Annotated in this window: 6 protein-coding genes; 2 read left to right on the top strand and 4 right to left on the bottom strand. The window is 48.6% G+C overall.

Going from position 1 to position 6,436, the window contains the following annotated elements; all coding sequences use genetic code 11:
• Positions 1-680: 680 nt before the first annotated feature.
• Together A8708_RS01555 and A8708_RS01550 are read right to left on the bottom strand one after the other, a co-directional pair.
• Positions 681-1,097, bottom strand: coding sequence for a YkvA family protein (locus tag A8708_RS01555; RefSeq protein ID WP_068661788.1), 417 nt, complete (start codon positions 1,095-1,097; stop codon positions 681-683).
• A gap of 130 nt (positions 1,098-1,227) precedes the next feature.
• A complete protein-coding gene (locus A8708_RS01550; RefSeq protein ID WP_068661787.1) occupies positions 1,228-1,941 on the bottom strand; it encodes a hypothetical protein in 714 nt (237 codons plus the stop codon).
• 227 nt (positions 1,942-2,168) lie between these two features.
• Here A8708_RS01550 and A8708_RS01545 point away from each other — a divergent pair, with 227 nt between their 5' ends.
• Positions 2,169-3,389: an MFS transporter gene (locus A8708_RS01545; protein WP_068661786.1), complete on the top strand. Its 1,221-nt coding sequence runs from the start codon at positions 2,169-2,171 to the stop codon at positions 3,387-3,389.
• Here A8708_RS01545 and A8708_RS01540 read toward each other — a convergent pair.
• The gene (locus A8708_RS01540; RefSeq protein ID WP_068661785.1) at positions 3,360-4,091 is read right to left on the bottom strand and encodes an MOSC domain-containing protein; all 732 of its coding nucleotides are present in this window, start codon (positions 4,089-4,091) and stop codon (positions 3,360-3,362) included. The two genes, A8708_RS01545 and A8708_RS01540, sit on opposite strands and share 30 nt — an antisense overlap.
• A gap of 108 nt (positions 4,092-4,199) precedes the next feature.
• Here A8708_RS01540 and A8708_RS01535 point away from each other — a divergent pair, with 108 nt between their 5' ends.
• Positions 4,200-5,081, top strand: coding sequence for a LysR family transcriptional regulator (locus tag A8708_RS01535; RefSeq protein WP_068661784.1), 882 nt, complete (start codon positions 4,200-4,202; stop codon positions 5,079-5,081).
• On the opposite strand, the gene A8708_RS01530 is transcribed toward A8708_RS01535, so the two are convergent.
• Positions 5,061-6,305, bottom strand: coding sequence for a serine hydroxymethyltransferase (locus A8708_RS01530; RefSeq protein WP_068661783.1), 1,245 nt, complete (start codon positions 6,303-6,305; stop codon positions 5,061-5,063). The genes A8708_RS01535 and A8708_RS01530 overlap by 21 nt on opposite strands.
• Positions 6,306-6,436 lie beyond the last annotated feature (131 nt).

Genomic DNA, 6,436 nt, shown 5'->3' with positions numbered 1-6,436 from the left:
GTAGTGTAGTGTAGTGTAGTGTAGTGTAGTGTAGTGTAGTGTAGTGTAGTGTAGTGTAGTGTAGTGTTGTGTTGGTTGGGCTGATGGCTTATGTAGCTGGGGCAGTTGATCGCCTATGTAACTCAATTAATTTGTTAATCTGGGAAGTGGGCAGGTGTAGGCTAGTTACTGGAAAGTTGGCTTGAATGCCTCAATCAACCGAACAGGCGAATAAGTTTAGATGGAAAAAATACAGTTAAATCCGGAGGAAACCCCCACTTTGGTGAAACAGATGGAAAATATGTAGTTAAATTTGCTCGTTTTAGCGAAACTGGTGGATACAGGTGGAAATAACTACATATTTTCCATCTAAACATGTTTTTTACCTCTAATTCGCGAAAATAGCTGTAGATTTTCCAGTTAATTGAGGCAATCAACCTACCAGTGGCGTATCACTGCAATTTTCGGGTCGCCGGGGGAGGTGCGGAAGGTGCCCGAGGTGTTAGGGGGTTCCGGGGTTCCGGGGTTCCGGGGTTCCGGGGTTCCGGGGTTCCGGGGTTCCGGGGTTCTATGGCCTCCAGGCCTCCAGGCTTCCGGGCTGCCAGGCTCCCAGACTTCCGCACTGCCAAGCTCCCTCGTTCCCGCGCTTTCAGGCTCTCGGAGCCACCTAAGGTACCGAATCCGCCCCCTACCTTCTACTTCTACTCGTCCTTCGCCTTCCCTTGCTCTTCCACCACGTGACCATCAATATCGATAATATCCTTGCTGCTCAACACATCGTCTCCAAGGAAATCTCTCAGCTTGTTCTTCGCTTTCCGTCTGACCTCGTCGTCAATGCTCTTCGATACCGCCGCTAAGGCAAAGCCCAGCGCACTTAGATCATCCACATATCCCACAAGCGGCAGGATATCTGGCATGAGATCTAACGGTAAGATGAGATACCCGAGTGCACCGTAGATCTGAACCTTTGCGCGGAGCGGTGTTTTGCGGCTATCCAATGCGTAAAAAAGCAGCAATCCACTATAAATGACTTTACTGCCGGCTTTCTTAGCCCCCTTTTTCAACTTGGACCAGAAGCCATCAATTGAGAAGTACTTTTCATATTTGGACGCATTCATGTAGCGATCACTCCATTCGTCGGCAATTACCCTATATATACCACCATTCTACACCTATCTAACATAATAAGTCTCGTTTCCTCTACACAGGTGTCATTGCGGATTCGATCGTGACTTGCCAGTTGCCTTATCATTTTCTTTGTCGCTTGATCAAACCATTTTCCCGCTCCGTTGTTATCGTCAGCATGGCACGTAATTCATTCTCATCGGTGTATGCTTGCAAGTCGAATGGCACTCGGACGGAAGCAGGCAAAACCATATACCAAACGACATAACCATCGTCTGTTTTTACTATTTCCGCCGCATATTCCCTCGCGGCTGCTTCATCTCCCTTAACAACGATATGCGTGATCGACATATCTCCTATTTCTCCGAATACGAGGGAGTCACCTTTAGGCTTTTCCAAGCGCATGGGCAGCATCATATAAGACAAGGCAGAATCGGATGAAGCATCCATTTTATCCCCACCAATAGTATATCCCCCACCTGAAACCCACTTCCATCCCAACCAAGCTTTCCGTGCTATTTCTACTTGTATATCTGTCCCACTATGATTTTGCATCCGTTTACTAAAATGTAAAATACCTCCATGAACAGGCTCTTGAAGAATAGTCCTAAATGCCAGATTAGTTGAACCCCGAAATTGTCGTATAGCCTCCTCAGGTGTGTCTCCCAGCGGAACGCGCAAGGTCTCTGTCACTCCCAGCGCTTTGGAGATCCGCCAATCGGCGATACCTCCCGGTTTTTCTATTACATAAATTGTGGAATAGGCTAGGATCAGTACAACTAAGCATATCCCTGTCACCGAAGCGTATTTGGGCATTCGTCGAACCAGATTTAGCATGTGCATTCTACCTCCGTTCAATGATAATAGGCGGCTTTAGCAGAACATGCCACTTCCCTATTTTACCATTCAATGGAAATTACTGTAACAATTTTATCCTCGCCACAACTTCAATCGCCCTCAGCTAACTTTTACCCAAGTCCATCCAAACAAAGTCCTATACAACGCAAACCATATCCTGTATGGTGTTGAAATCAACAACTTACAGCATGAAATGAGGGCATCCGATGATTGCAGCTCTACGTAAACTTACTTCCATTCGGCTCCCTTTCTGGGTCATGTTCATGAACACCTTTAGTATGGCCGTCGGCTTCTATATGATGATCCCCCTGCTTGCTTCCTATTTATTAAACGACATCCTGCTGACCGTCACCATGGTTGGTATCATTTCCGCGATTCGCAGCTTCAGTCAGCAAGGCCTTTCGGTCCTCTGCGGTACGTTGGCTGACAAGCTTGGTTATAAGCGCACGATTCTCATTGGTTTGCTCATCCGCACCTTCGGGTTTGGCATGTTCGGCTTTGTCGACAGCATCCCGGGCTTTATCATCGCTTGTTTCTTCTCTGGTTTAGGGGGTTCACTGTTCAACCCAGCCAGTTATGCGTATTATGCAGCTCTATCGACTTCAAGCAACCGGATCACGATTTATGCCATTCGAGAAATGTTAAGCAATATGGGGTTTGTCGTGGGTCCCGTCCTTGGCGCCTTATTGATGGGCTTTCATTTCAGATACGTTAGTTTGGCCGCTGCCCTTATTTTCGCATTTTCCTTTTTCTTTAGTCTCTTCTTCTTGCCGGCCATCCAGAGTGAACAATCTCGCAAGGCGTATACAGGCATCTGGTCCCAGATGCAAACGGTGTGGAGCAATCGCCCTTTCCGGCGCTTCATGCTCTTCACGATGATCTCGTGGTCGCTGGTCACGCAGTTATATATTGCTGTTCCATTTCGCGTCCATCAGCTTGCTTCCGATGCGAATATCGGACTCATATACAGCTCTGGGGCCATCGTTATGGTCCTGCTGCAGGTTCCTTTATCCAAATTAGGGAACCGTAAGTTACAGCCTTTCGGCGTGATGTCACTAGGTACCTTACTGCTCGCTGGGGGGTTATTTACATTAGGGATGATTGGATCCATGTGGGGGATTTATGCAGGGGTAATCCTCTTTATGATTGGGCAGGTTTTTCTACAGCCGATGATGAATACCATGGTTTCCGATTATGCCGGGGATGAGCAGATTGCCAGCTATTTCGGGTTTAACAGCTTTGCACTTTCCATCGGAGCCATTATCGGAAACGTAGGCGGCGGCTATTTATATGATTTGGGCACTTACCTTGGCTGGCAAAGCCTTCCCTGGGTGTGTTTCTTGGTGTTTGGGCTTATGAATATTCGGTTTATGCTCAAAGAGCAAAGAACGGCAGGCTCAGGAAACGCCATTCGCAGAACCGTCTGAAGAAGCATCGGTCGTGGCACTTGTACCGCCTGTTAGTCTTTCTCGTGTGTCTGTCACCTGCCCTTCAAGACGCTTCAGCAACGTTGCTCGCCAACTCACCGACAGCTTATCGACCTCAAGCAGCTGACGGATGCCTGCAAAATGCTCTTTCTCCTCATGCATAATTCGGTTGGCGTAGGCCACGGTGATAGCTTTGGGATGCGCGAAAATCCGCTTCAACCCATCCGATTTGGCTACGAATCCTTCACGCAGAACTCGAAAATAGAAGCCGGTATACCCGGTTTCTTGCACTTTAAGCGGCATGTCGGGCCTATCGTATTTGACGGATAATTTGAAACATGGCTGTCTTGGTTGGCTCACTTCAACGATTGATTCCCCCAGCTCAAATATATCTCCGATACACACCTCCGCCTCCACGCATCCACGAATCGTCAGATTCTCCCCAAATGCGCCATAAGCTAACGTCTGGCCTAACTCTTGCTCCCAATACGCATAATGTTCAAAAGGGTATACACACACGGCCTTTTCCCGGCCACCGTGATGAACGAGATCGGCCTGTCTGTCCCCTTTGAAGTTCTCCCATGACAGAAATAAAGCACCATCTATCGGTTGCTTATGAATCCCTGTTGCAATTTCTTTGTTTTTGTACGGAACGAATTGTGGCTTACCGATATTAATCGCTAGGATTTCGACAGATTTTATAGGAACTCACCTCCGTGAATAGTTATTATCGCTTATGATTCCGCTATAATGATAGTTAATACCTATCGTTCATGAATATGGATACGAGGACAACGGAGGTCCCCCACAATGGAGCTTAAACAATTAGAGTACTTTATGGCAGTATGCCGAGAACTTCATTTTACCCGCGCTGCTGAGAAAATGGGGATTGCTCAACCCTCGTTGAGCCAACAAATTCGGTTGCTCGAGCATGAAATCGGCACGCCTTTATTCGATCGTATTGGCAAGAAAACGATCATCACCGAAGCTGGTCGCATCTTGCAGGGGCATGGCTTTCAGGTTTTCCATGAGCTATCTCAGGCACGTGCCGCCATCAATGAGCTGCAGGGACTCAAGCGTGGAACGTTAAGAATAGGTGCACTGCTCACCGTTGTTAATTATCTGCTGCCACCTACGGTTATTTCATTCCATGAACGCTATCCTCAGGTTGAATTGTCTGTGCTTGGGCTTCGAACGGGAGATATTTATGAGGGGCTCCTGCAAAATGAGTTAGATCTCGGCATCGTGTATTTGCCCATGCAGCATGACGATTTGGAAACCACTCCTTTGTATACGGATGCGCTAGTACTTGCTGTTCCAAAGGATCATCCGCTCGCGGAGGAGCCCCACGTGTCGCTTGATATTTTGAAGGAAACGCCTAGTGTCTTATTGCCCAGCTCGTATTATCTCCGCCAGTTCCTCAATGAACAATGCCGTGCACTCGATTTCACCGTACAGCCTGTTATTGAAATGACGACGTTGGAATCGATCATTCAAATGGTCTGTAAACGCGTCGGCGTGACTGTTCTACCGAAGGCTTATCTCGCTGCTATCGACCACCCGCATATTCGCGCGATACCGATTCTACATCCCGAGCTCGCCATACAAATTGGTATCGTCTATCGCAGAAACAAATTCCAATGCGCAGCCAGCCGTGTCTTTATGGAGCAGCTAATTGCGGCTTGCGTGTAATGTGAATCGCGAGGTGATCTCCTTCACCTTCTTGCGCACTTGCTCCTGAACAGCGGCCTGGTTGGGGTTGCGTAATGTGTGGGCAATGAGCTGAGCTATTTCCTGCATGTCCGCCGCTCCCATACCTCTCGTCGTGACCGCAGGAGTTCCCAGACGAATCCCACTTGTAATTAATGGACTTGCTTTGTCAAAAGGGATCGCATTCTTGTTCACGGTAATGCCAACCTCGTCCAGCAGGTGCTGCGCGTCTTTCCCTGTCATCCCAATGCTGCGCAGATCAAGCAGCATCAGATGATTGTCCGTGCCTCCGGTCACCACATCGAGCCCTTCACCCATTAGCGCTTCCGCCAATGTACGGGCATTGAGGAGGACATCCGCCATGTACTGACTGAACGCCGGACGACTCGCTTCTCCGAAAGCGACAGCTTTCGCCGCAATGGTATGCATGAAGGGGCCTCCTTGTGTAGCTGGAAATACTGCTTTATCTATCGCTTGAGCCCAAGGCTTCCGGCATAGAATAACCCCGCCTCTTGGCCCCCGCAATGTTTTGTGCGTGGTCGTCGTGACGAAGTGCGCATGCGGCACAGGATTCGGATGCAAACCTGCAGCAACAATGCCTGCGATATGGGCCATATCCACGAGGAATAATGCCCCTACTTCTTCGGCGATCTGCGCGAAGGGTTCGAAGTCTATCGTGCGCGGATACGCGCTGGCCCCTACCACGAGGATCCGTGGTTTGGATCTATGCGCGGCTTTGCGCACTTCATCATAGTCGATGCGCAAAGTCTGCTCATTCACGCCGTAGGGTACGAAATTGTACCATTGCCCCGACGCATTCACCGGGCTGCCATGCGTTAAGTGGCCGCCATGTGCGAGATTCATCCCAAGTATTGTATCCCCGACCTTAGCTGCGGCAAAATAAACAGCCATATTCGCCTGTGCTCCAGAGTGAGGCTGAACATTGGCGTGCTCCGCACCGAACAAATCCTTCACTCTTTGTATCGCCATTTCCTCCACGGTATCCGCATGTTCACATCCGCCGTAATATCGCTTACCAGGGTAGCCTTCGGCGTATTTGTTCGTAAAGACCGTCCCCATGGCTTCCAACACCGCACCACTGACGAAATTCTCGGACGCAATCAGCTCAATTTTATCATGTTGCCGATTTGCCTCTTGTTTAATCGCAGATGCAATCACGGGATCCTGAATCAGTAAATGTTCCATACCATGAACCTCCCTTGCGTAACATGCTTTTCGCATGCTACTTCTTTTCGGGTTCAGTATAAATCCGGATTATCGATTCATCAATACAATAATTCATCTAATAATCATAGGTATTTCCTATGATTTAGACA

It is taken from the genome of Paenibacillus oryzisoli (genome assembly GCF_001653565.1).
Classification (GTDB): Bacteria; Bacillota; Bacilli; order Paenibacillales; family NBRC-103111; genus Paenibacillus_E; species Paenibacillus_E oryzisoli.
Note: the sequence above shows the minus strand (reverse complement) of the source record. Positions and strands in the feature narration are given on the sequence as shown.